Origin of the sequence: Wolbachia endosymbiont (group A) of Machimus atricapillus, assembly GCF_964027095.1 — a bacterium.
In the GTDB taxonomy this organism is placed as follows: domain Bacteria; phylum Pseudomonadota; class Alphaproteobacteria; order Rickettsiales; family Anaplasmataceae; genus Wolbachia.
The window spans coordinates 1,152,483-1,177,318 of the sequence record NZ_OZ034727.1; the positions used below are offsets into that span (position 1 = coordinate 1,152,483).

The 24,836-nt window shown below is 35.4% G+C and carries 17 protein-coding genes and 2 pseudogenes; 5 read left to right on the forward strand and 14 right to left on the reverse strand.

The window, feature by feature from the left end; all coding sequences use genetic code 11:
• Window positions 1–2 precede the first annotated feature (2 nt).
• Window positions 3–896, reverse strand: coding sequence for an Rpn family recombination-promoting nuclease/putative transposase (locus tag AAGD68_RS05630; RefSeq protein ID WP_265045118.1), 894 nt, complete (start codon window positions 894–896; stop codon window positions 3–5).
• 323 nt (window positions 897–1,219) lie between these two features.
• Entirely contained in the window at window positions 1,220–1,621 is a 402-nt protein-coding gene (apaG, locus tag AAGD68_RS05635; RefSeq protein WP_253307374.1) for a Co2+/Mg2+ efflux protein ApaG, read from the reverse strand.
• A gap of 96 nt (window positions 1,622–1,717) precedes the next feature.
• On the opposite strand from apaG, the gene AAGD68_RS05640 reads away from it, so the two are divergent.
• Entirely contained in the window at window positions 1,718–2,782 is a 1,065-nt protein-coding gene (locus tag AAGD68_RS05640) for a 5-(carboxyamino)imidazole ribonucleotide synthase (protein ID WP_253309191.1), read from the forward strand.
• 535 nt (window positions 2,783–3,317) lie between these two features.
• Here AAGD68_RS05640 and AAGD68_RS05645 read toward each other — a convergent pair.
• The 5 genes and pseudogenes from AAGD68_RS05645 to AAGD68_RS05660 all read right to left on the reverse strand — a co-directional run.
• Window positions 3,318–3,530: pseudogene (locus AAGD68_RS05645) on the reverse strand (toprim domain-containing protein); the annotation flags it as partial.
• Between the two features lie 87 nt (window positions 3,531–3,617).
• On the reverse strand, window positions 3,618–5,717 hold the full coding sequence (locus tag AAGD68_RS05650) for a hypothetical protein (protein WP_410529955.1): 2,100 nt from the start codon (window positions 5,715–5,717) through the stop codon (window positions 3,618–3,620).
• Between the two features lie 72 nt (window positions 5,718–5,789).
• Window positions 5,790–6,074 (reverse strand): annotated as a pseudogene (locus AAGD68_RS06785) (DnaJ domain-containing protein); the annotation flags it as partial.
• Between the two features lie 122 nt (window positions 6,075–6,196).
• A complete protein-coding gene (locus tag AAGD68_RS05655) occupies window positions 6,197–6,319 on the reverse strand; it encodes a hypothetical protein (protein ID WP_265016654.1) in 123 nt (40 codons plus the stop codon).
• 1,203 nt (window positions 6,320–7,522) lie between these two features.
• Window positions 7,523–8,557, reverse strand: coding sequence for an aspartate-semialdehyde dehydrogenase (locus AAGD68_RS05660; protein WP_341814181.1), 1,035 nt, complete (start codon window positions 8,555–8,557; stop codon window positions 7,523–7,525).
• Between the two features lie 140 nt (window positions 8,558–8,697).
• Between AAGD68_RS05660 and AAGD68_RS05665 the strand changes: the two genes are divergently transcribed.
• Window positions 8,698–9,144 (forward strand): hypothetical protein, encoded by a 447-nt coding sequence (locus AAGD68_RS05665; RefSeq protein WP_253307368.1) that lies wholly within the window; start codon window positions 8,698–8,700, stop codon window positions 9,142–9,144.
• A gap of 8 nt (window positions 9,145–9,152) precedes the next feature.
• Here AAGD68_RS05665 and AAGD68_RS05670 read toward each other — a convergent pair whose 3' ends face one another.
• Complete coding sequence (locus AAGD68_RS05670; protein WP_253307367.1) at window positions 9,153–10,430, reverse strand: APC family permease; 1,278 nt, start codon at window positions 10,428–10,430, stop codon at window positions 9,153–9,155.
• Between the two features lie 122 nt (window positions 10,431–10,552).
• On the opposite strand from AAGD68_RS05670, the gene AAGD68_RS05675 reads away from it, so the two are divergent.
• Entirely contained in the window at window positions 10,553–11,971 is a 1,419-nt protein-coding gene (locus tag AAGD68_RS05675; RefSeq protein ID WP_265017439.1) for a hypothetical protein, read from the forward strand.
• Window positions 11,972–13,279: 1,308 nt separating this feature from the next.
• Here the strand turns inward: AAGD68_RS05675 and ubiA are convergent.
• From ubiA to AAGD68_RS05700, 5 genes are all read right to left on the reverse strand, one after another.
• Window positions 13,280–14,137 (reverse strand): 4-hydroxybenzoate octaprenyltransferase, encoded by an 858-nt coding sequence (gene ubiA, locus AAGD68_RS05680; protein ID WP_253307364.1) that lies wholly within the window; start codon window positions 14,135–14,137, stop codon window positions 13,280–13,282.
• A 3-nt stretch (window positions 14,138–14,140) separates the two neighbouring features.
• Window positions 14,141–14,557, reverse strand: coding sequence for a ribosome-binding factor A (locus AAGD68_RS05685; protein WP_164225054.1), 417 nt, complete (start codon window positions 14,555–14,557; stop codon window positions 14,141–14,143).
• Window positions 14,558–14,566: 9 nt separating this feature from the next.
• On the reverse strand, window positions 14,567–16,891 hold the full coding sequence (gene infB / locus AAGD68_RS05690; RefSeq protein WP_265045123.1) for a translation initiation factor IF-2: 2,325 nt from the start codon (window positions 16,889–16,891) through the stop codon (window positions 14,567–14,569).
• Window positions 16,892–16,900: 9 nt separating this feature from the next.
• Window positions 16,901–18,463 (reverse strand): transcription termination factor NusA, encoded by a 1,563-nt coding sequence (nusA, locus tag AAGD68_RS05695; protein ID WP_264731488.1) that lies wholly within the window; start codon window positions 18,461–18,463, stop codon window positions 16,901–16,903.
• A gap of 88 nt (window positions 18,464–18,551) precedes the next feature.
• Window positions 18,552–21,626 (reverse strand): efflux RND transporter permease subunit, encoded by a 3,075-nt coding sequence (locus tag AAGD68_RS05700; RefSeq protein ID WP_264687957.1) that lies wholly within the window; start codon window positions 21,624–21,626, stop codon window positions 18,552–18,554.
• A gap of 175 nt (window positions 21,627–21,801) precedes the next feature.
• Here AAGD68_RS05700 and AAGD68_RS05705 point away from each other — a divergent pair, with 175 nt between their 5' ends.
• Window positions 21,802–22,365 carry a hypothetical protein gene (locus AAGD68_RS05705; RefSeq protein ID WP_341814182.1) on the forward strand — a complete coding sequence of 188 codons (564 nt, stop codon included), beginning with the start codon at window positions 21,802–21,804 and terminating at the stop codon, window positions 22,363–22,365.
• 3 nt (window positions 22,366–22,368) lie between these two features.
• Here AAGD68_RS05705 and AAGD68_RS05710 read toward each other — a convergent pair whose 3' ends face one another.
• Complete coding sequence (locus tag AAGD68_RS05710) at window positions 22,369–23,106, reverse strand: glutamine synthetase (protein ID WP_265017437.1); 738 nt, start codon at window positions 23,104–23,106, stop codon at window positions 22,369–22,371.
• A 326-nt stretch (window positions 23,107–23,432) separates the two neighbouring features.
• Here AAGD68_RS05710 and dnaA point away from each other — a divergent pair, with 326 nt between their 5' ends.
• On the forward strand, window positions 23,433–24,815 hold the full coding sequence (gene dnaA / locus AAGD68_RS05715; protein ID WP_253309363.1) for a chromosomal replication initiator protein DnaA: 1,383 nt from the start codon (window positions 23,433–23,435) through the stop codon (window positions 24,813–24,815).
• The last annotated feature ends 21 nt before the right edge of the window (window positions 24,816–24,836 follow it).

A 24,836-nucleotide genomic window follows, 5' to 3' on the forward strand; every position in this document is an offset into this window, starting at 1 on the left:
GTTCACAGATTTCCACTTAATTCTTCAATCTCACTAATAGAAAGGCCAGTAAACTTGACAATAGTGTTGACATCAACATTATTAGCCAGCATTGCTTTTGCGACTTCAATTTTCCCTTCAATTTTTCCTTTCTCTATACCTTTTTGTATACCTTTCTCTTCAGCAAGATCAAGTCTGTATTCAAGAATGGCTTCTTCTTTCCGTAGATCCATTATTCTTTCTTCGTAAGCTACTAAATCTTTTTCGTTCCAACGAAACTTGTCTAATTCATCATATGCTAGCTTTATTATTGGCGCTTTTTCTGCTATCTCTTTTAAGTCCTCTTCTGTTGTTTCTTCTGCGTATTTAAAAAAGAAACACCACCTTTCTACTATACTTTCTAACTGCTCTACTTTACTTTTTGAAAATTTGGGCAATTCTATAAAGATAAATTGAAAATCTTTTAAGTAATGGCCGTTAGTTTTTATATCACGTATATTGTGAGTAGAGATATAACCAACTTCTTCAGGAAGTAAGTTACAATTTGATATAGCAATAAAGAAGACTTTCTTTAAATCAATGTAGTTGCCAGATTTATCTAATTGTCTTGAGTAGGCTTTAGCGGCATATAATTGAGCGCGTTTTTCGAAGCCCTTGTCTCTAGCGAGCTGCATTTCTGCTATATATCTATTTCCGTGAGAATCCTTGCAGAGAACATCAACAATACTTTGTTTATCAGAGGCAACTTCGGGATCCATAATAGTGCTAAGAAACTCAACTTCTTGTATTGCATTTATCTCAGTAAACCCTAAAATATCGTTCAAAAAGTGGATCAGGATATTCTTATTTTTTTCCGTTCCAAAGATTTTTTTGAAACACAAATCATTGCGAGGATCGAGAAATTTTGAAAGAGCCATGGCAAAAATGCTTGAAAATATTAATAATTATACACTATTATTAACAATTATTCAACCATATTTTTGAAGATAGCTATAGCTATGCTGCCGCGGTATCTCTTAGCATAGATCCCGCTAACAAGTAGCGGGATGACGAGGATGCCGCCGCGGCGCTAACTAGTAGCGGAATGACGGTTTTTCAAATTGTCGGTAAATCTAAGTCAGTTTAGCTATAGGCAGCAATTTTCTGTATTTATTTTAAATTGAAGAAAGCTCAAATGAAAGATCATGTTTTGCTAAAAATCACAGAATGCAGTCTGGTTACAAATAAACTATTTTGATAGTTAATGGGGTCTAGTTTTGACGTATGGACTATCCAAAGAAAAGGGTGGTATCATAACCTCAAAAATTTTTATGCTTTCTTCATTCAGAAATTCATACTTACCCTGCATTATTCCTGACGGTGCATTTAAGTATGTTCCACTTGTGTATTTAAATACCTCTCCAGATTTTATCACAGGTTGTTCTCCGATAACACCAACTCCGGCAATTTCATTTATTTTTCCCTTATAATCTATTATTTGCCAATGACGACTTAATAATTGAATAGTTGATTGGCTTTTGTTTTTTATCTTAACGTTATACATCCATATATAGCAATTTTCATAAGGAATGGATTGCTCTTCAATATAAATTGGTAAAACTGTAACTTCAACAAAGTTGGTAGTTAGTGTGTACTCTATCATTATAGAATATTCATGATAAAAAGATAGTATTTTAATTATATACTTTTTTCATAGATTTTTCAAGTATACTTTAATTAGGAAATATCAATTTATAGTATGAACGAACCAGATGCGCTTAGCAAAAAAGTAATAGGAATAATAGGTGGTGGACAATTAGGTAAAATGACTGCTATCGCTGCAACAAAACTTGGACAAAAAACACATGTTTTTGCCAGTGCTAAGGACGATCCGGCTTGCTCTGTTGCTGATGATTTCACAATAGCAGATTTCTCTGATAAGAAAGCGCTTGAATCTTTTGCACAGAGTGTGGATTTGGTCACTATTGAGTCTGAAAATATTCCATGTAGTGCAATTGATATCGATGTAAATTTTTATCCGGGTAAAAAAGCGTTACACATTGCGCAAAATAGGCTTAGAGAGAAAGATTTCATTAGAAGCTTGAGTATAAAAACTGCTGAATACAAAAGTATACAAAATTATAATGAGCTACTGAAAAGCAGTAGAACTTTTGGCTATCCAACAAGGCTGAAAACAACAGAAATGGGTTACGATGGAAAAGGGCAATATGTGCTTGAGAATGATTCTGAAGTGAAGCAATTTGCTTCCTTTGATTGGAATACAGAGTACATTCTTGAAGCAAGTGTTGATTTACTGAAAGAGGTTTCAATAGTCATTGCAAGAGATAAAAACGGTAAAGTAGCTTTTTTTCCTATAGCAGAAAATTACCACGTTGATGGAATACTTGATACTTCAACAGTGCCAGCTAAAATAGATAGCAAATTAACTCAAGAGGTACAACGAGCTGCAAAGAAAATAGCAAATGCGCTCGATGTAATAGGAATTCTGGCTATTGAATTTTTTGTTACTAAAGATAACGAATTGTTAGTTAATGAACTAGCTCCAAGACCTCACAATTCTTGCCACTGGAGCTTGGATGCATGTAACGTTAGTCAATTTGAACAGCTGGTTAGGATAATATGCGGGCTACCTATGCAGGAAGTAGTATTACGCTTTCCTTGTATGACGAAAAATATAATAGGTAACGATATATATGATTCTCATAAGTATTTGAGCAACGAAAAAGCTAGTTTAACCATATATGGAAAAAAAGAGGTTAGAGATAAGCGTAAAATGGGACATGTCAATATAGATTTAAGTTAATAGTTTTTCTACGTCATTCTGCCACAACTGTACGAACATTGTGATATGATGAGATGTTACATAGTAAACGGTGTCACTCTAGCACGTATTTGTACGAACATTGTTATTTGAGCACACCAGGAAGGATGTCATTCAAGTAGCCCCTTTGTTGTCATCTGAGTAGCCCCTTTCTCGTCATCCCGCTACGTGTTAGCGGGATCTCATTTCACTTTATGAGGGTGTCATCCAAGTAGCTGACACTGGTTTCCATCCAAGTAGCCCCTCTTGTCATCCCAGTGTCAAGCACTTGGATCCAAGATTGGATACTGAGTTGGTGAGTATAAAAGTGTTGTGTTATGGCTAACGCTGACTCTACGTCATACCGTCACGGTATCTCTAGATCCCGCTAACACGTAGCGGGATGACGGTTGTCAAGGTTTCATCCCAGTGTCAAGCACTGCCTTTGTGTTTGTACGAACATTGAGATATAAGAGTCAAGAAAAAAGATGTCATCCCAGTGCCCAGACACTGGGATGGATCTGTTGCAAGGTGATGTTTTACTCGCTTGCTTTGCCAGCTCTTTTACATATTTTTCTGCTTTCTCAATAATCTCATACTTTATGGCAAAATCATTATCTGGATCAACAGAGCCGTTTTTTGCTGGAAGATCTCTCACATGTCCAAAGGATGCAGCTACTTTGAACTCTTTACTTAAATATTTGCCTATTGTCTTTGCTTTCGCAGGTGATTCAACTATTAATAACGCCATATTGTTAATTATTTTAGTACTTAAAGATAATATGTTGAGAAATATACGATGAAAAGTAAAAAAATATTTTAATAGGTCTTGTGAATTTTACAGAGTAGGTTGTTCATGGTTTCCAGAAAACCCTTGGACCTTGCTATTTTCAAGTGACTTTGAAGGCTGATTACAACAATATATGATTGCAGCAGCAATAAGACAACAAACTCCAACCGCTACTCCAACCGCCAACATTTCTAAGTAAACTGCAATAGTTATTCCTAAAGCAACTCCAGCTATTGCCAGTACAGAAGCAGCTATAATAGTTCTCTTTTCACTTCGTGGAGCAGCAGCATTTGGTTTACTTGGTTGTTGATTATTGTTTTGAATACCAATTTTTTGATCTGAAACTTCAAGCTGCTCCTGTTCAGGAGTTTTTTCTTCTTCTAGGTTACTTGGCAGTACATCATCGTCTTGATTTACTTGATCCAAAACTTCAGGCTGCTCCTGTTCAGGAGTTTTTTCTTTTTCTGGGTTGCTTAGCTGTACACCATCGCCTTGAGTATTATTTGCTTGATCTGAAACTGGTATTTCAGGTTGGCTTAGCTGCTCCTGCTTATTTCCTGGTGTTTTTTCTTCTTCTAGGTTACTTGGCAGTACATCATCGTCTTGATTTACTTGATCCAAAACTTCAGGCTGCTCCTGTTCAGGAGTTTTTTCTTTTTCTGGGTTGCTTAGCTGTACACCATCGCCTTGAGTATTATTTGCTTGATCTGAAACTGGTATTTCAGGTTGGCTTAGCTGCTCCTGCTTATTTCCTGGTGTTTTTTCTTCTTCTAGGTTACTTGGCAGTACATCATCGTCTTGATTTACTTGATCCAAAACTTCAGGCTGCTCCTGTTCAGGAGTTTTTTCTTCTTCTTGTTTTATTCCCAAAACTTCTAATGAATTTTTAAGAGCAGCAGATTTTTCCTCAGCAGAACAATTAATATCTTCCTTCATATTTTTACCTCTTTCTACCAATAGGTCTATTGGGGACTTGTCATTATTGTCCTTAGCATCAATTTTTGCCCCACCTTTTATTAATGCTTCTAATTTGGGATAAAAACGTTTATTTACTTCTTCAAGCTGAAAACTCTGACCTACCTCCTCAACGCTGTTGCAATATTCTGAAACAACGTAATGCAGCAAGGTTTGCCCTAAAGAATCAGGAGTATTTAGATCTATTCCATTTTCAATTAAAGATTCTATAGTAGAAACATCACAACATCCTTTAACTAATGCGTTTTTGCCACTGTTATCCTCTTCCATTAAGTCAATGTTTGCTTTATTTTCGACGTGTGGATAAATATTATGCTCTACAATCTTGTGTGATATAGGAATACCGTTTGCATCCTTTAATCCTATAATTCCTTTCTCAACAAAAACATTCATCATTGAATAGTATGCTTTCTCTGTTTCCACGCGATCATAATAAAAGATGTAATCAGTCCATAAACTCTTTCTATGATTATCTACAAACTGGTCAATACACACATCAAGTGAAGTTACGTGTTCACTATTTGAAATATCGTAACGTACACCTTTATCTATAAGTGAGTGAAAAAAGGAAACAGCATTCTTAAAAGATATAATTACACTCTCTCTTGCACAACCTTCCCTAAATTCCATTGAGTTCATTTTTGACTGGCATTGATCAAAAAGCTTAATTATATTTTTATAGAGAGGACTTGTATTACAACTGATGTTATTATCTTGTGTATCTTTCTGAACATTAGGGTTACTACTATTTTCGGAAGAAGACTTCTTAGAAGAAGGTTGACCAAAATTAAAAGCATCAAAGTTAAATAACGTCTTTTTTAGAACAAAATCATCAGAATTAGGGTTATTAAAATACTTAAAGAAATCATGGAAAATCGTATTCCCGTCACTATCTTGCACATTAATATCGTCCACATCTAACTTCCCTAACAGCAAGCCTGCGGTTTTATAAGAATTTAATTTGATAGCAAGACGTAAAGCGTCAATAAGAGATACTTTTGCTCCTTTGCTAATCAAATAATCAACAATTTGCTCATGATCTTCTTTAATTGCATAATTAATCGGAGTAATACCAATATATATGCAATCATACTTAATATTAATATCGACACTGAACTTTTCTACTACTGTGCGTACAGATTCTAGATCACCTGCAAGAATTGATTGGTACAAAAAGTGGTATGGTTGCTTCCTTATATAATCTGCAAATAAATCATCAGATTTTGCTGTATTTTTCTCTTCACAACCACTTTTATCATATTCTTTTCTTTTTTTCTCGTTGGATAACACTTCATATGCCTTTTGAACCTCTAGAAATGGCATTACAAGATCTTGCATTTCTTTCGATTCGGACTCAGATAAAATACCACCACCACGTTGCTTTTCTGACAATTCTCGATATCTTTCTTTTTTTTTAGGTGGGAGTTTATCAGGATGATATTTCAGTGCTAATTTTTTATAAGCTTTGTTTATTTCTTCCGGAGTAGCATCTTTATTTACTTCTAGTATTTCATAGTAGTTCCTAGCCATATATACCCCAACTCACAAATAATATATATTAGCATCATATGACATAAAAATCAAGTGAACTCACCCAGGAAAAGTAGAGATGTAGACAATGCTGGAATTTCTATATACTATAGCTTCCTACTTCATACCGCCACGGCGCTAACAAGCAGCGGGATGACGGTTGTCAGGCTAGTACCTTCTCCTGTCATCCCAGTACCTTCTTCTGTCATCCCAGTGCCTTCTTCTGTCATCCAAGTAGCTAACACTGGGATCTCATTTTACTTTATGACGGTGTCGTCCTAATACCTTCCCCTGTCATCCAAGTAGCTAACACTGGGATCTCATTTTACTTTATGATGATGTTATGAAAGTAGCTGACACTGGGATCCAGAAGACTTAATTTCAACCAAATAATAAAGGCTAGATCCCAGTGTCACGCACTGGGATGACAAAAAAAGGAGCACTGGTTCACCTTATGACGGTGTCGTCCTAATACCTTCCCCTGTCATCCAAGTAGCTAACACTGGGATCTCATTTTACTTTATGATGATGTTATGAAAGTAGCTGACACTGGGATCCAGAAGACTTAATTTCAACCAAATAATAAAGGCTAGATCCCAGTGTCACGCACTGGGATGACAAAAAAAGGAGCACTGGTTCACCTTATGACGGTGTCATCCAAATACCTTCCCCTGTCATCCAAGTAGCTAACACTGGGATCTCATTTTACTTTATGATGATGTCATGAAAGTAGCTGACACTGGGATCCAGAAGACTTAATTTCAACCAAATAATAAAGGCTAGATCCCAGTGTCTAGGCACTGGGATGACACCTGTAGCCCTACGTCATACCGCGATTCATTCGCGGTATCTCTTAACATAGATCCCGCTAACACGTAGCGGGATGACGGTTGTCGGTGAACCTAAGTTACTTTAGCTATAAACATTAAGAAATTTACCAAACGAAAAAAAAGGCAAAAGAAGCCCTAGTCATTGTCTATTTTCAGTATTGGCGTTTTTTAAGTCTTAAACACTGCAATTTAGCTGCTTTTAAATGCAACTCACCTACACCGCAAGTGTTTAAGAAATTTACCAAGCAGGAAAAAAGGCAAAGAAAACCCAGAGTAGCTAGTATTCAAATTCTCCCTTGTCAATTTGACGTTTTTTGCTGTCTTAAACGCTTTGTAAGCGCGTTTCGGCTTATATAGGTAAAAACCTAAAAATTTTTAAAGACATGCGATGCACGTAGTGCGAAAAATTAAACATGAGACGCCAAATACCCTAAGTTTTTTGTCATTAACCTGCACAGATTGCGAAGATAAATAAATAGCTTCACTATCATGATAAGGGGGCTGGCGAAGGGTGTCAAGTAAGTTTTCGTAGCTCTCATGGTTTAAAAAGCTGGATTCCAGCGTCACGCGCTGCCATGTGGTATACAAATTTCCTTCGAATTACAACGTACGTGCACTCTATATGCACTTGATTGACAAATGCTCTCTTATCAAAATCTCAAGAATCTGCACTATATTTAGTGCTGCACCTTTGCGCAGGTTATCAGCCACTATCCACATATTTAATCCGTGCTCAACAGTATTGTCTCGTCTAATACGCGATACATATACAGCATTCTCCTGTACAACATCAATTTGAGTTATGTATTCACTGTCTTCACGTCTGTTGTATACTAAAACTCCACTATCTTCGGCTTCACTTAGCACTTCACGAGCTTGTTCTTCAGTGATATGTTGACCAAATTCCACATTTACTGCCATAGCGTGGCCGATAAAGACGGGTACCCTTACACAAGTTGCAGTAACTTTTATATCTTCCTCTAAAATTTTTTTTGTCTCCTCTTGCATTTTCCATTCCTCTTCTGTAGAACCATTCTCCATGAATTTCCCTACATGGGGAATGCAATTAAACGCTATTTGCTTGGGGAATATCTCGGGCTTTTTAGTCTCATTCATGAAGATTTTTTTTGTCTGGTCATAGAGCTCATCCATTGCTGCTTTGCCTGCGCCAGAAGTTGATTGATAAGTTGAAGCAACGATTCTCTTTATTTTTGCTTTCTGGTGTAATAGATGTAGTACTAGCAGCATCTGTATTGTAGTACAGTTTGGGTTGGATATTATGTTGTGGTTTTTATATTCCATAATTTTTTCTTTATTAATCTCCGGAATAATGAGTGGCACACCCTCTTTCATTCTAAAATGGGAAGTGTTATCTATTACGATGCACCCAGCCTCAATTGCAGTCGGTACGTGTTTCTCAGAAACATGAGATCTGGCACAGAAAATGGCTATATTAACTCCAACGAAGTCATAATTCTCAAGGCACAAGACAGTTAATTCTTCATTACCGAAACTCACCTTCTTCCCTTCTGATTTTTTCGACGCAAGTGCAATAACAGAATCTATTGCCTCATCTTGAAACTCAGCAAGCGTGCTTAATACCTCACGCCCTACTCTTCCGGTTGCTCCAATAACAGCAATTTTGTATCCCATATAGATGAACCTCTAACTTTAAAGTTCTATTATATTTTTACTGACAAAATTTACAATTGTTTTTATATTTTTACCTTGCAATTAATTGTAATTTAGCTATTATTATGCAATATTAGTAATATTACATAATAAAGTGAAAGATGAATAAAGAATACAATGAAACTAAGGTTAAACCTGCAATGTCTACACCTCAAGAGCCTGAAAGAACCAATGGATTAAAGGCTCAAAATGTTCTTTCGAAAAAAAGAAAGCCTGCAATAAATTTTGATGATAAAAAGTATGGTGTAAAAAACCTTAAAATAGACCAACAGTTCCTAAATAAAAGACAAGAATCTTCAAAGCTAAGAGATTTCTTAAGATCAATACCAATAATAGGGAGATTTTTAGCAAGGATTTTCACACCTGAAAAAATAGAAATCATCAGTAACCCTATATATGACAACATGGAAGCATATGAAAAATCGCAAGCAGGTCACTCCAGTAAGATAAAAGATGAGACTAGTGTAGATGATGAACACGCAAAAGAAGTAGATAGTAAACTTGAGAAGGGTAATGTTGAACAAGTGGACAATAAGAAAAGTCGTTAAACTCTATTTTATTGTGCAGGAGCTCTGCAGTACCAAAATAAATAAATGGGTATGCCACTTGCGGTGAATAAGCTTGCGATCAGCAAGGTATTCACAGAAGTTTCAAATATTACCCAGCAGCAAAAGGTTGTTGCTATACTGCCAATTAAAAATTTGTAATAGTTTTTCTCCTTTATAATAACCTTGAGAAAAGCAAGACTGCATGCAAGGTAAACAAATAAAAATGAAACTACAGAAAAGTCGATAATTGATGTGATCTGTTTAGCAAAATTGTTGCTTGAAGTGAGAATTAGTAGAACTGAAGTGCCAACGGAGCTGATTGTTATGCCCCAGAAAGGAGAACCGTGCTTGTTTCTTTTAGCAAAGAACTGTGGCATCAGTTTATCTTCTGCAAGGCCAAGGGCCACTTGTCCACTAGCTAGTACCCAAGCATTTAAACTGCCAACACAAACAATAAAAGCAACAATAGAAATGATCAAATGCCAATTACCAGGAAACATAATTTTTATTGCGTCAACATACGGCGCTTTTGAATTAACTAGATCATTGCCGTTTATCAATCCCATGATTGCAAGGCTATTAATGAAATATATAACTGCAACAGAGATTGTGCCAAGTACTATGGCTCTTGGTATAGTCTTTGCTGGATCATTGACTGATCCTGCAGGTGCTGTTGCTGATTCAAGTCCAATAAAACACCATAGAGTGAGTAGTGTAGAGCGAGCAAGGACTTGAGACATCGTGAGGGTTGATATTTCCTCACTTATGATAAAATTATTCCTATCAAAGAAAAACAACGCTGTTACTGGTATAGCAAGCAGTGCGGTAATTTTGACAGTCATCAATAAAAGCTCAACACATCCAGCAGCAGTGACACCTCTTAAATTTATTAGTGTAATGATCGTAAATAATAGTATTTCTAAAAATAAGCGTATATTTTGAATATCTCCATGAAAAAGCGAAGTAAGATAGCCAATACTTGCAACGATTACTGCTGTCGTGCTAACCCATGAAATTACCCAATATGTCCAACCAACAAAGAAAGCTGCAGCAGGGCCAAAAGCATGCTTTACATAAACGTGAGGACCACCCGTTTCTGGAAATTTTGCACAGAGTAAGGCAAAAACCAAAGCAAGAGATATAGCACCAAGCCCTGATATCACCCAGCTTACAAGGCTGTACATGCCATATGGAGCAAGGCTAATTGGAAGCATAAAAATTCCAGAGCCAATTTGGCTACTAATCACTAAGGCAAAAATAGCCCAAAAACCTATTTTATTTGACACAATAATTTTTATCTAAATAGACTAACGATATAACTGAAGCTCAGAAATTTCAATCGATCTTTATAAAAACTTGCATTTTTTAAATTTATGCATATAATGAAATAGATTATTAGGAGAAGGCTATGAATCCGAGGTTAAAAACATTTTTGGTTGTTTGTGGGTATGTTTTATTAATTGGTGCTGCTATTGGAACATTATTTTATCATGATTCTCTGCTTAAGATCTTTATTAATGCGCTTTATGCATTCCTTCTTGCCAAAACTTCAAGTGAGGTATTAGCTGCTTTTGGAACACTTGCAATTTCTCTTGCTGCCTGTGTTGCATGCTATGGCATACATAAGCTCTGTTCTATCTTTACAGAAAAAATTACAAGCAACTATCAGTCTTTCAAAAATAAAAACAGTGATGATAGTATTTTTTCTGAAGTATATAACGACCCAACAATAGGGTTGAAAGATAAGATTCTATTTTTCTCTATATATTTAATATATTACATTCAATTACCATTTTTGTACTGTGCATCGAAAATATCTGCCCTTAATGGGTGGCTGCTACTGAGTACTAGAAGAGAAATACCAAGTAATCACATATTTCTTGTGCTTATAAATGCTGTATTATTAATTCCAGTAGCACTTCTTGAATTGATAAAGTATCCATTAGTGAGGCTTTTCTCACCTTTGGGTTTGAATGTAAAGCAGCTAAGCTTTTTGTTTAATGTAAGTGATGTGGGCACTGGCAGTCAAAGTGTTCACACGAGTAGTTTTGAACATAGTATTTTCCAATGCGCTCAAGAGTTAAAACAGAAATTTGGAGCTCAACCAAATGTACTCAATAAAGAGTTTGAAGACTACATAAATAATTCAGATGAGCTTACAACTGAGCAAAAAGAGCAATTAAAACTTTATCTTAACTTTAATGGTTCCAATGGAGCAGCTTATAGAGAATCAAAAACTAGCCTTACTCTCACGCAAGCTGCAAATTTAGTTTTGACTGCAGCTAAGGATCAAAAGTCAGATATAGATTTTCTAAAGTGCATGTTACTGATACGTTTCAAAGAGGGAAATGGTAAGTGCAATCTAGGAATGTTCAATCGTATTATTTATTCACTCAGTTGTCTTGAAGCTAAAAATAACTTTACAGTTGAGGTAAACGCTCAAGTGTATGAGAGAATGCCAAGCATTACAGAAAAATTCCTGAGAAGCTGTAACAATAAAAAAATTACAGTTTTAAAGGACAATTTTGATAATTTTTATTCTGATGGTGATATGGATCCTCAAATAAAAAGCAACATCAGTAAACTGATAGAAGAAGCAAAACAATCTGTCTTTAATGAATTATATGTGGATTATTACAATAGGTATGGGCAAGATGTTGGAAGAGGCCCTATAAAGCATAAATTAAAAGAGTTAATTACAAGCGATGATGTAAAAGAAGCAATAAGCGCTGTTATAGATGGTATAGAAATTCCTCCAGTACCACCTACTTATCTTGAAAGAGTAAAAGCATTTTTTGGAGGTCATGCAAGGTCTTCTGCTGCTTAGTAGTGCTATAGCAGAAAACTTTTTTATTTTAACTAAAAAAATTACTTCTGCATATTCAAAGCCTTATTATAATGACAATTAGAGATATTTAGAGAGCTCAAAATCTATCTCCGTCTGCAGACTTTTCATCTAAATTTCAGTTAAAAATGTGGCGTATCTTCTTCAGCGTGTATACATATACTTAATCTCTGCCCAATGTACGTTGCATTTTTTCTGAATCTTGTTCATATGGGGGATTCTATGTCTAAAATTCCAGACACTTGACTTTAGCTAAAAACCATCTGGCGCCTATGGTTTTTTATAGTTTTGTCTTCCCTTTTCTGAATGGTTTGCAAGCTGCTGTAGCTAACCAAGAAAGGTTTCCCTACGTCATACCGCCGCGGTATCTCTTAACCGCTAACAAGCAGTGGGATGACGAAGTTATCGTCATCCCACCGCGAACCTTCACATCGCCGCAGACCGTCATACCGCCGCGGTATCTCTAGATCCCGCTAACAAGCAGCGGGATGACGAAGTTATCGTCATGCCACCGCGAACCGTCATATCGCCGCGGTATCTCTAGATCCCGCTAACAAGCAGCGGGATGACGAAGTTATCGTCATGCCACCGCGAACCGTCATATCGCCGCAGACCGTCATACCGCCGCGGTATCTCTAGATCCCGCTAACAAGCAGCGGGATGACGAAGTTATCGTCATGCCACCGCGAACCGTCATATCGCCGCAGACCGTCATACCGCGATTCATTCGCGGTATCTCTTAGCATAGATCCCGCTAACACGTAGCGGGATGACGATTCTTCAAATCGTCAAGGTGTCATCCGAGTAGCTTGACTACTTGGATCCAGAAAACTTAACTTTAAATAAGTGGCTGCATAATAAAGACTAGATTCCAGCGTCACACGCTGGAATGACACCATTTTCGGTCTCTTAAATTGCTTTAGCTACAAACATTAAGAAATCTACCAAACGAAAAAAAGGCAAAAGAAGCCCCGTGGTGCGAGTTTTGACTCTATATTACTGTAAGTGGCGCTGTAATAATGTGCTAACGCTTAAAATAAGCGCGATTTGGCTGAATGTAGAAAAAATTTAAAAGACATGCAGCCGCTATAATTTTACGTAATCCGCCAAAAAATACCCTAAGTTTTTTACTGAATTTTGTTATTGAGCCTGCAGGTCAAAAACAAGTTTTGAGTCATGAATACCCTTGTTATCATAATAAGGGGGCTGGCGGAGTTTGTCAAGGAAGTTTTTTCGTTTCTGCGAGCTACCTGAGTTTATTGACTTCATTAGAGCCAAAACTCTTGAGACCTAGGTGATAATTCTATCTAAAAGGATGCCAAAAAAGAGAAGCAACCCTACGTAGGAATTATTTTTAAATATGGACATGCATTGACTGGGATCGTCAGGATTGAAATTTTTGTATTGGCGGTGAAATATAAACCCTACAGCAAGTAGAGCAATATAAAAGATGTTATTTAATGATGATAAGATACCAGCATATAGCCACGTCATAAGAGATATTAAATAAAATCTTTTCAACCAAGATTTTGTTGTATCACCAAAATATAATGCGGTAGATTTCATTCCGAGTTTTTCATCATCTTTTTTATCTTGATGAGCGTATATGGTGTCATAGCTAAGTGTCCAAAAGACGCATCCTATATAAAACAGCAAGGATTCTATACTGATCTGGTTTATTATTGCTGCTGAGCCCATGAGCGATCCCATATTGAAGGTAAACCCTAAGAACAATTGTGGCCACCAAACATACCGCTTTAATAAAGGGTAAGTAGCTATCATACACATTGAGATTATTCCAAGTATGAGTGTGGTTTTATTAGTTAACAATAAAATTACCAAGGCGATAGATAGTAGCAGTGAGAGTAAAACCAAAGCCTGCTTTATGTTTAATGCACCACTTGCAAGTGGCCTATATTTTGTTCGTTCAACGTGCGCATCTATTTCCCTATCGAAAATGTCATTGATTATGCACCCTGCAGGTCTCATTAAAAATGCACCTATAGTAAATAAAACAAGGAGAAAAAGAGCCTGATACGATAGAGAAGTTGAGGCTAAAAGAATACCGCTCAAACTGGGAAATAGCACAAGCCACAAACCTGTTAAACTGTGCAGTCTCATTAATGAAAAGTAACGGTTGAAATACATTAATTAAGTGTGATTATGTAATATTTTGCTTACATTAACAAAATTATCGAACGCTAAATCAGGCTTGAAAACTAACTCAGGTATAAATCGCAAATCAACATAACACAATATAGATTTACGTATTGACCATGCAGATTGGTTCATTTCATTAACAACAGTGTTAATATCACAATTATCCTCAGAAGGATCTCCAGTGCGTGATGCTGAAATCCATGTACTTTTTTCTGAATCTGAGTAGTCAGCTACTTGGATATTCAATGAAGATAACACAATATATACATCTGCTTTTTTCAAATCTTTACTTAATTTTACGTCAGATACCGCTACATTTTTATTGAACACCTTACCTTCCATTAGGACTCTTGATATTGCTCTATGCAATACCGATGCTATTTTTAGGTTTCTAATTTCCTTTTTCATATCCATCTACTATAACACCCTTTCTTCTTGCACTAATTGATAAGCTTCCAAAATATCTCCAACTTTAATATCGATATTACCCTCTAGTGATACTCCGCATTCAAAGTTTACACCTACTTCTTTAACATCATCTTTAAATCTACGTAGTGCTTTTAACTTTCCTTCATGCACCAATTTGCCACCACGCACTACCTTAATTAAAGAATCTTTTCTTATGACTCCATCACTTACGTAACATCCAATGATATTACCAGCTTTAGATACGTTAAATATTTGCCTCACAGATGCAGAACCAACACGAACCTCTCGTGTAACAGGCTTTAACATTTTAGTTAAATACATTCTCATGTCGTCAATGAGCTCGTATATTATGTTATAAATATGTATTTCTACACCTTTTTGTTTTGCCAAGTCCCTTATTTTTGAGTCCACTTTTACATTAAAAGCTAAAATTACTGCACTTGATGCTTCTGCAAGCAGCACATCTGAATCTGTTATCCCTCCTACTGCTTTGTGTAGGATATTTAATTTCACTTGGTCTTTACCGAGTTTATCAATTGAACTTGATATCGCTTCAATAGAACCAGTTACATCGCACTTTAAAACTACAGATAGTTCTTCTGTTTCACTGTTATTACGACTGAATATATCTAAATTATTGTCGTCTAAATCTTCTTTCTTTTTCTTGATCAACTCTAGCCTGTATTCAACAATTTCACGCGCCTGCTTTTCAGAATTTACAACAACAAATTTATCTCCAGCATTTGGCACACCATTTAGACCAGTAATTTCAATTGGAGCGGAGGGTAGTGCTGCTTTTTCTCTTTGACCAAGGTGATTAACCATACTACGTACTTTGCTGTATGTTGTACCAACTACCAATATATCACCAACCTTTAACGTTCCTTCCTCAACTATCAATGTAGCTGATATTCCTTTCGCTTTATCTATTTTGGATTCTATTACCCATCCAAGTGCTCGACAATCTTCTATTGCTTCTAGCTTCATTAATTCAGCGATTAACAAAATCGCCTCTTCTAGTTTATCTAAATTAGTTTTCTTTTTTGCTGATACTGGCACAATCATAATATCACCACCAAGCTCTTCAGAGATGAGATCATATTGAGGCAAACTATTAATTATTTTTTCTACATCACCAGGTTCAGATTTATCAATTTTATTAATAGCAACTATAATAGAAACATTTGCTGCTTTTGCATGATTTATTGCTTCAACTGTTTGTTTCATGATTCCATCGTCAGCTGCAACTACTATTACAACTATATTAGTAATATTGGCACCACGTGCACGCATCGCAGTGAACGCTTCATGTCCTGGTGTATCAATAAAAGTAATTTTTTGCTTATCTTTTGTCGTTATTTGATAAGCACCTATGTGTTGAGTTATGCCACCTGACTCTCTTTCTGCAACATTAGATTCACGAAATGCATCGAGCAATGAGGTTTTACCATGATCAACGTGTCCCATAAAAGTGACGACTGGTGGTTTAGGTTCTTTAGACAAGCTTTCCCTGTCTTCTATGAAAAATAAATCCTTTTCTCTGTTGGTATCGCTCACTCGTTTAGCCGTATGATTGAATTTTTCCACTATTTCATATGCTATATCTGGATCCACCAGATCATCTACTCTATAACTCTCACCGACTTCTTCTTTGAACATTTTTAGCACACTCTTGCTATCTTCTGCCATACGAACAGATAACTCCCTGATAGTTATTTTGTCTGGTATAATAACTTCTCTTGATATATTTTTACCCTTAGTAAACTTTGACTTTCTACTTCTTATACCAAATCTTTGCTTAAATACAGGGGGTTGTTCAGTTTTTTCATCTATTGCCTGTGCAATTACCAGTTTAGAATGCTTAGAATATATATCTTTGTTGACTTTAGAAGACTTTTTATCGTCGCTCTCATAGTCAATATTATCTTCTCTTAGTTCAACTAAGTGAGTATTACTTAAAACTTTCTTATTTATTTCTTTAGATAAAGTGTCCGCTTCATTTTTCTCGTCAATCTCTTTATTGCTGTCTTCTTTTGCTGTTTTCTCTTTTTCTTCTCTCTGATTTCTTTCTTTCAGCAAAGCAGCATTCTGCACAGCATTAATGCGGAAAATTTGTTCTTTCTCTGTTAAAGAATCTAATTTACTCTCGTCAAATAAATTATGTTCTTCTGCATCATGAGATTTTTTTCTTCTTTTTTTTACTATTGTAGCTCCAGTACTTGGGCTAGCTGAAGAGTTTAAATTGAGGTCTAATTTAAGCTTGCTTAAGCCTTGGAGCGTTAATTTTTTATTACTGATATCTTCATTATTCATATTATTTTATTATATTAACCCAAGCTTTTTACGTGCTTCTATGATTATTGAGTCTACTGTATCTTTTAGATTTTCTTTACTATCAGCTGAGGAAGAGAGTATGCTGCAAAACTCATAACTTGATAAATCTGCTATGTCCTCTAAAGTCTTAATATCATGTTTACTAAGAGCAATTTTATTGTCTATTGATAAAGTTAAATTGATTACATCATCTTCCATACCTAGACTTTTTAGCTCTTCTATTTTTCTATCATTTTCTGCTTTCAGGTGCTTGTTTGCTCTGTTATGAAGTTCGTTTGCAATATCCTCATTAAAGCCCTCTATTGAAGAAAGCTCTTTAATTGAAGCGTTGGATATATCTTCTACGCTTGAAAAACCTTCTGTTACCAATAGCTGACCCATAATCTCTTCTAAGTTTAAAGCTTCAGCAAATAAAGCTGAACATTGACTAAGTTCTTTACTTCGCCTTTCTGATTCTTGCTGAGTGCTTAATATCTCAATTTTCCATCCAACAAGCTCTGAAGCTAATCTTACATTCTGGCCCTTTTTTCCTATAGCTAAACTCAATTGATCTTCAGCAACTATTAACTCTATGCAATTTTCATTTTCATCAATAATAACCTTCGATACTTCTGCAGGAGTAATGGCTTTAATAACAAATTGACCCAAATCTGAGGAGTAATTTATAACGTCAATTTTTTCACCATTTAATTCGTGTATAATAGTTTTTATTCTATCTCCCTTAACTCCAACACAAGCACCTACTGGATCAATGTTCTTGTCAGGAGAGAAAACAGCAACCTTAGACCTTGAGCCGGCGTCTCTAGCTATACCTTTAATTGTTACTAACCCGTCAGCAATTTCTGGTATTTCTTGATTTAATAATGCCTCTAAAAAGCCTTCATGAGTCCTAGAAAGAATAATTTGACGTCCATCATCAGAGCGCTTAACGGTCTGTATGTAAGTTTTAACCTTATCGCCTTCACGAAATGATTCACCACCGGTCAAATTTCGCAATGGAAGATATGCCCTAGTGCCATTTATGTCTATAATAAGATCTGAATATTCTACTTGTTTAACAATACCATACCTTATTTCTCCCACCTTATCTTTAAATTCCTCATATTGCTTTTTTGACTCTTCATCTTTAATTATTTGAGCAATCTTTTGCTGGGCAATCCTTGCTGAAGCAAGATCAGTGTTAAGAGAGAGCAATTCACTAACAGTATCTCCAACTTTTGCATCTCCTTTTATTAATTTAGCTTGTGTCAGCGTAATTGATTCATACTCAGTGTTCTCTTCTTCATTTGATTCGTCATCAATAACTTTTAGTTTTCTGTATGAAGTAACTTTGCCTGTATTTCTATCTATATTAACTACAATTTTACTTTTGCTACCATACTTTTGATAAGCCACTGCTTCTATAGCACTTTCTAGTGCCTTTATTACAACATTAAAATCTAAACCTTTTTGAAGTGAAAGTTCTCCTGCTGTTTTTATTACATCAAGGCTTCCAACTATGTTATTCTTGTTACTTTTCTGCTTAACACTGCTTTTACGATTAGCAATCATAATAAATAAATCCAATGTAATTAGTTATAATTATAGCTTCAACGGGCAAAGAACGCTATCTTAAATGTTAAATGATTGCTAATTTAAGTCAAGTTTTTTCATGTCTTTGTATGACAAGCAACGCCGGAGTAAAGAATAAAGTTAAGACCGTTGCAGCCAATATTCCACTTGCTATGGTTGTTGAAATGTCAACCCACCACTGGCTTGATGGAGCATCATATGTGATTTGTAGCGTAAAAAAATTGATATTTAACCTGGTAATCATCGGTATTAAACCAAGAACTGTGGTTGCAACGGTAAGCAATATTGGCCTAACGCGAGAAATTGCAGCGTTTATTACACATCGCTTGATGTCATTTTTGTGTACCTTAATTTGGTGATGAAAGGCATCAAGCAATAGTATGTTATTATTTACTATAATTCCTGCCAAAGCAATTATCCCCACTCCACACATAACAACTACGAAAACTTGTTGGATAAGAAAGAAAACAAAAAACACACATGTTGTGGATAAAAACACTGCTGTCATTACGATAAATGTATGGTATACATTATTAAACTGTGTCACTAATACCAATATCATTAGTGTAATTGCTAATATAAAAGCCTTTAACAAAAATGTTCCTGATTTTTGTTGATCTTCTTTGTCGCCTTTAAAATCAATTTTTACTCCCTTGTCCCAATCCTGGGCAATAGAATTCTGAATGAACTTTACTCTTTCATTAACAAGATAGCCTGTATCCACATCAGCGGAAATTGTCACTGTACGTAATCCATCAATCCTATTTAGTTTGTTTACCTTTTTTTCGGGAGCATATTTTACTATGTTGCTCATAGGATGCGGGCCATTAACTGTATTGATAAAAAGATTATCTATAGTCTTCATGTTGCGGTCCCTTCTGGGGAAACGGAGTACAATATCGATTTCTTCATCCGTGTTATTTGGTCTATATTTTCCAATCAACACTCCATTTGTAACCATCTTTATAAAATCGCCAATGGTTGCAACACTTACTCCAGAACTTGTAGCCTTACTCTTATTAACACTCATATTCCACTCTATTTCAGGTGCTGATCTGCTATCTTGAATATTTATAAACCCGGATGAAGGTTGGTCCATAATTTTTAGAATTTTCTCTGCTGCTAAATTCAGATTGGATGCACTTCCGCTGAGGTTAATTTGTATTGGCTTGTCAGCCGACGGTCCTGACTTTTCCTCTTGAACATTAATTATTATTCCTTTCATGTCTTGCACACTGCTCCTTATATCGTTTAATATGTGCTTAGCTTTGCGCCTGAAGCGCCAATCCATAAGTTCTAGTTGAATTCTGGCGATAACGTTGTCTGAAAATGCTCCTGATCTAGCATAAGAAACATGAATTTCTTTTTCAACGCTCAAAATGCGTTCTTCCACTTCTTTGAGTATCAGATCTCGTTCTTTGGCTGATAAGCTTTCTTTTGCTTTAACACTGATTAAAATATTATCTGAATCCACTTTCGGAAAAAACTTCACTCCAGGACCAAAGGTAAAGTACAGCACACTAAATGAAAACAGGACGAATACAGTAGCACATATGAATTTTTTAGGATGATCTAAAACCTTCTCTAGCATGCGTATGTAAGCTCTTATTATAGACCCAGCATTTTTTATCTCACCACTTTCTATAGCACTCATTTTTTTTATTTCTTTTTTTGAAGTTATTGAAGGCTTACCAAATATTGCACCAAGTGTTGGTATAAAAACCAAAGCCATAATGAGCGATCCAGTCAAAGTTAGAATTATTGTAATTGGTATGTACTGCATGAATTTACCAACAGTATCAGGCCAGAATAATAGAGGAAAAAACACTGCTAATTTAGTTAACGTCGATGATAGAACCGGATAAAACATATCACGAACTGAAGTGTGAAAGGCTTCTACTTTGTCCATTCCGCAGATCATCTTTCTATCGGCATATTCGCTGATCACAATTGCATCATCAACCAGCATGCCAACAGCCATGATTAAACTGAAGAGCACAACGATATTTAAGGTTATGCCCATAAAGTAAAGAGCTATTATCCCAATGAGAAAGGAACCGGGTATCGAGAGTGCCACAAGAATAGCAATCCTTGTTCCCATAGAAAGCATCATTATGATCAATATTAACAACACAGCGAATATTATGCCGTTTTCCAAGTCATCAAGCACATCGCGGACGTTTTTTGACTGGTCATTTAAGTACACCACTTTTAAATTTTCAGGTAATTGATCTTTTGCCTTATCCATTAAGTATTTTACTTGATTTACTGTGTCTATTATGTTTTTTCCGTTACGTTTTGAAATTTCTAGCACGACACTAGGTAATCCATTAATGCGAGCAAACCCTTGGTGATCCTCAAACCTAGGGTATACTTTTGCTATATCTTTGATTCTCAAAACTGCATCGCCTTGAGATCTAATAGGAATATTCATAATATCTTCTATATCTTTTAATAACCCTGATATTTTAATCGAATATTTACCGGTATCATTTTCCAGTGACCCAGCTCCCACTAGTCTATTATTGCTTGATATAGCTTGGAATATTTCGTTTGATTGAATGTTATATTTTGTTAGAACTGTGGGCTCAATTATAACTTCCACTGTTTCTTTACGCATACCTGCCACTTCAACTTTGAGAACATTTGGCAGAGATTCTATTTCTTTCTTTAGCTTGCGTGCTATTTCAGTTAAGGCTCTTTCTGGCAAATTACCAATTAAGCCGACATTGAGTATCGGAAATAAGCTCAAGTTTATTTCATTGATTATCGGAGATTCCGCTTCAACAGGTAACTTCGATTTTATGTTTGAAAGCTTTGAACGGACATTATCGAGCACTTCTTTATTATCATACTCTGTTCCAAATTCGAGTATCATGTGAGCACCATCATTAGTTGCAAAAGCTCTCAATTCTCTTACACCTTCGATGGATCTTAGTTCATTTTCTATAGGCAGCACTAATAGCTTTTCACTATCTTGAGCAGAAATCCCAGGAAGTCCAACAAACACGCTGATTATAGGAATCTGTATATCAGGGTTACTTTCCCTTGGCATTTTTACATAAACGTATGAACCGAAGATAAAAATTACTATAAGTAATAATACCACCGCCCTGTTTCGCTCTATGAGTAAGCTCTGCATGTTGAATGTTAACTAAATATGTGTGTTTGTACAATATTATAGTCGAGATACGTTGCATATTAATTAATCCTTGTATAGCTTTAAAACTTTACGCAAATAATTAAAATTTTCGCAAAATTGCAAGTATAAGAAAATTTCTGTATAATAATTCTAGAACAGTATTTGAGAGGTTATTATGGTGGCAATTTTAAATGTAACAAAAGGCAAGAGAAAAGTTATTGTGTCTGGATTAGCTGGAGCTTTATCAGCTTTAATATTTTTAACAGCAATCCACATTGCCGCAAAGATAGCCATTATCGTTTCTGCTGCTGCAGTTACTTACTTATTACTTTTGCTGATTCATAAAATAAGAACTAAAGCTGAAATTACTCGTGTTTCAGAAGATGAAGGTGAAGAAAAAGATACGGAAATATCCGTAAAAGAACCAAAAAGAACTGAAACTGAGCTAGAAGAAGAATTAAAAAATAAAAGAGCACAAGAAGAAATGAAAAATGGACTACCTGAACATATGGATTTCAAAGGTAATTCACTTTCTAAAAGCACTAACGCTGATGATACAAGTCGGACTAAATACGCAACGAACTATATGGACTTAATGCGATCCCCTCCTATGCATATGAATGGATATGACAAAAAAATCAAAGAACTTACCAATGCTCCGAGGACTTTTTTCAGTGATAACTTAATGAGAATGCCAGAGCGGCTAACTATGGAAGATATTGTTAACCAACGTGGTTAGAGTTTATATCAAACTCTTCATCTTATATTGAGAATCAGATGCAATGCCGTAGACCCTATTTGGCGGAGCAATTTTGTTCTCTATACCAAAAACTATACCTTCAATTATTGCTGTGAGTACTTTTTCAAGGTTACAGTCTGCTCCAGGAACACGGTGCTCTAGGCGGCATCTTTTGGAATCGTTGCCAAAATAGGGAATTCTTATCGCAGCAGTTCTGTTATTTACTCCCCAACTAATCGTAGTTGGAGTGTGAATATCCGGGTACTGAAATCTTAAATATGAATCATCATTTGGAGCAAAAAACAACATATGTTTTTTCATCATTGCACATAATCCGCCAATACTATGAATCAAATAATCACTATACTTTTGCTCATTGATATAAAATAAGTTATCGTTATTTGAATTCACGAGATTAACATGCACATTTAATGCACTGCCTGCTCTATCCAAATAAGGCTTTGCTTTAAAAGAAACGTTCCCACCAAGTTTTTGTACTACTTCAGTAAGTAATTGTTTTGCTAACTCAAAATGCTTAATTAAATTGTCGGAGTTCGTATAACAACCACTTTTTATCTCATATTGATGTGTAGAATTCTCCTTCTCGCAGGAAAATTCAAGAAATGCTATTTTATTTTTGATGCTATTCAGAAATAAATATTCTTTTTCTATTCCTTCAATGTAAAACTCTAGTTCAATACCGAATACAGCATGACAACTCAAATTACTTAATATAATCATAAATTTGCTTCAGTAAATCTATATTAGGTTAGCTATATTTATATGAATACTTTACTTATTTGCCAGTAAATTTAACATCTTATTTATACATAATGTATTACTATTTTTAATAGCATGCTTCTAATCCTCGATACAAGCGACATTTACAAATTTTTCATTTTTTTGAAATAAAAATGATCAATTTTAGTGTTTTTATACCCTTTACAACTCATCAAAAAATCACCATAATTTTTAGTATGTATTAAGTAGTATTAGCTTTTCATTTTGCAGTAAGCTATTGATTATCTTATATTTTTCTAATTGTTGCTTTTTTCTTGGTATGGTATATGAACTTAACTAGCCCTAAGGTTTCTACTATGTTTTTTGATCAGATTATTACAGTAACGGATCACAATGTTACTTGGGAAAAAATCCAAAATTGTCTTTATAATCTTTATGGAGAAGCAACATATAACAGCTGGCTGAGTTCGCTAAAATTTGTCAGTAGCAGAAATGGGGAAGTTCTTTTATCCGTGTCAACAAGGTTTATAAAAGAGTGGATTACAGTTCATTACATGAAAAAAATATTATCATTATGGCAAAGCGAAGATAAAAGCATACGTTCTATTGATATTCAAGTAATTGAGGAAAGGAATTCAAATTTTAATGTTATACTAAAAAACAGAGAGGAAAGTAATCATAATCTTGGTTCGCCGCTGGATCCAAGGTTCACCTTTGATAATTTTGTAGTGGGAAAGCCAAATGAATTAGCATTTACGGCGGCAAAGCGTGTGGCAGAATCTATAGATCCAATATTAGGCAGCAATCCTTTGTTTCTATATGGTGGAGTGGGACTTGGTAAAACACATCTAATGCATGCTATAGCCTGGCACATAGTCAATTCCCCATCAGAAAAAAGAAAAGTAGTATATTTATCAGCAGAGAAATTCATGTACCAATATATTACAGCGCTGCGAAGCAAAGATATTATGTTATTTAAAGAGCAATTTAGATCAGTAGATGTATTGATGGTAGATGATGTGCAATTTATCAGTGGTAAAGATAGTACACAAGAAGAATTTTTTCACACTTTCAATGCATTGATAGACCAAAATAAGCAATTGGTTATATCAGCTGATAGGTCTCCTAGTGATCTTGATGGAGTGGAAGAAAGAATAAGATCACGACTCGGTTGGGGGTTGGTGGCAGATATTAATGAAACAACTTTTGAATTAAGGCTTGGTATATTGCAGGCAAAAGTGGAGCAGATGAATATGTATGTTCCGAAAGATGTCCTAGAGTTTTTAGCAAGGAACATAAAATCTAATATAAGAGAATTAGAAGGAGCATTAAATAAGGTTACCCATACCTCATTAATTGGAAGAAGTATGACGGTAGAATCAGCTAGTGAAACCCTAATCGATCTTCTTAGGTCAAATCATAGGTCAATCACAATAGAAGAAATACAAAAGAAAGTAGCTGAATTTTTCAATATAAAGGTTGCAGATATGCAATCCAATAGAAGACTTCGCAGTCTTGCAAGGCCAAGACAAATAGCTATGTATTTTGCCAAAAAATTTACGCAAAAAAGCCTACCAGATATTGGGAGAAACTTTGGTGGCAGAGACCATGCTACCGTTATACATGCAGTAAAACAAGTAGAAAATTTTATAAAGACCGACTCAAAATTTGCTGATGAAATCAATCGATTAAAAAAAATGTTTAAGTAGCGTTGTTAAAATAGCTAATAA

Bases quoted from the DNA above. Each gene is read 5' to 3' on its own strand.
- dnaA (WP_253309363.1), top strand. From the start codon at position 23,433: ATGAACTTAACTAGCCCTAAGGTTTCTACTATGTTTTTTGATCAGATT.
- AAGD68_RS05700 (WP_264687957.1), bottom strand. From the start codon at position 21,626: ATGCAGAGCTTACTCATAGAGCGAAACAGGGCGGTGGTATTATTACTT.
- AAGD68_RS05640 (WP_253309191.1), top strand. From the start codon at position 1,718: ATGAACGAACCAGATGCGCTTAGCAAAAAAGTAATAGGAATAATAGGT.
- AAGD68_RS05685 (WP_164225054.1), bottom strand. From the start codon at position 14,557: ATGAAAAAGGAAATTAGAAACCTAAAAATAGCATCGGTATTGCATAGA.
- AAGD68_RS05675 (WP_265017439.1), top strand. From the start codon at position 10,553: ATGAATCCGAGGTTAAAAACATTTTTGGTTGTTTGTGGGTATGTTTTA.
- AAGD68_RS05705 (WP_341814182.1), top strand. From the start codon at position 21,802: ATGGTGGCAATTTTAAATGTAACAAAAGGCAAGAGAAAAGTTATTGTG.
- AAGD68_RS05665 (WP_253307368.1), top strand. From the start codon at position 8,698: ATGAATAAAGAATACAATGAAACTAAGGTTAAACCTGCAATGTCTACA.
- nusA (WP_264731488.1), bottom strand. From the start codon at position 18,463: ATGATTGCTAATCGTAAAAGCAGTGTTAAGCAGAAAAGTAACAAGAAT.
- infB (WP_265045123.1), bottom strand. From the start codon at position 16,891: ATGAATAATGAAGATATCAGTAATAAAAAATTAACGCTCCAAGGCTTA.
- apaG (WP_253307374.1), bottom strand. From the start codon at position 1,621: ATGATAGAGTACACACTAACTACCAACTTTGTTGAAGTTACAGTTTTA.
- AAGD68_RS05630 (WP_265045118.1), bottom strand. From the start codon at position 896: ATGGCTCTTTCAAAATTTCTCGATCCTCGCAATGATTTGTGTTTCAAA.
- AAGD68_RS05660 (WP_341814181.1), bottom strand. From the start codon at position 8,557: ATGGGATACAAAATTGCTGTTATTGGAGCAACCGGAAGAGTAGGGCGT.
- ubiA (WP_253307364.1), bottom strand. From the start codon at position 14,137: ATGTATTTCAACCGTTACTTTTCATTAATGAGACTGCACAGTTTAACA.
- AAGD68_RS05710 (WP_265017437.1), bottom strand. From the start codon at position 23,106: ATGATTATATTAAGTAATTTGAGTTGTCATGCTGTATTCGGTATTGAA.